Source organism: Frankia tisae (assembly GCF_025403405.1).
Classification (GTDB): domain Bacteria; phylum Actinomycetota; class Actinomycetes; order Frankiales; family Frankiaceae; genus Frankia; species Frankia tisai.
This window is the reverse complement of sequence record NZ_JANEZT010000857.1, coordinates 1-396: the sequence shown is the minus strand read 5'-3', so window position 1 is coordinate 396 and position 396 is coordinate 1. Positions and strand designations below refer to the sequence as shown.

The window sequence follows — 396 nt, the reverse complement described above, 5'->3', positions numbered from 1 at the left end:
GCTTTACTGAGATACAAGCAGGTTATTTGCCACTCTAATTATCACGGAGCTGATCTGAAATGCCATCAGGTCGTATACGTTCTTCTAAGAGTGCCTCACGACGCAACACTCAAGTCGTTATGCCTTCAATTCTTCAACGAGATCGACCGACTGCTAGGAACCGACTATTCGAGGAAGGCGGCAGCGCTACGCAATATTGCACCCATGGTCGACTTGATGAACAAGGTCGCAACAGCTGTCTCCTTGGGCTTTATTGTCGTTGATGAAGTTCAGAATTTGCGCAGCGCGCGCGCCCAAAATGCGGAGCTTGTTCTAAACCTGTTCAGTGAAATCATTGAGCGGCTCGGCATTAGCTTATTGGCGCTTGCAACACCAGCGGTCCAAGCTGTCGTAGAA

Annotated in this window: 1 protein-coding gene; it reads left to right on the top strand. The window is 49.2% G+C overall.

Annotated features, from left to right (window positions below):
• Nucleotides 1-216: 216 nt before the first annotated feature.
• On the top strand, nucleotides 217-396 hold a 180-nt coding region (locus NBZ85_RS34305), incomplete at its 3' end, for a hypothetical protein (protein WP_498041296.1).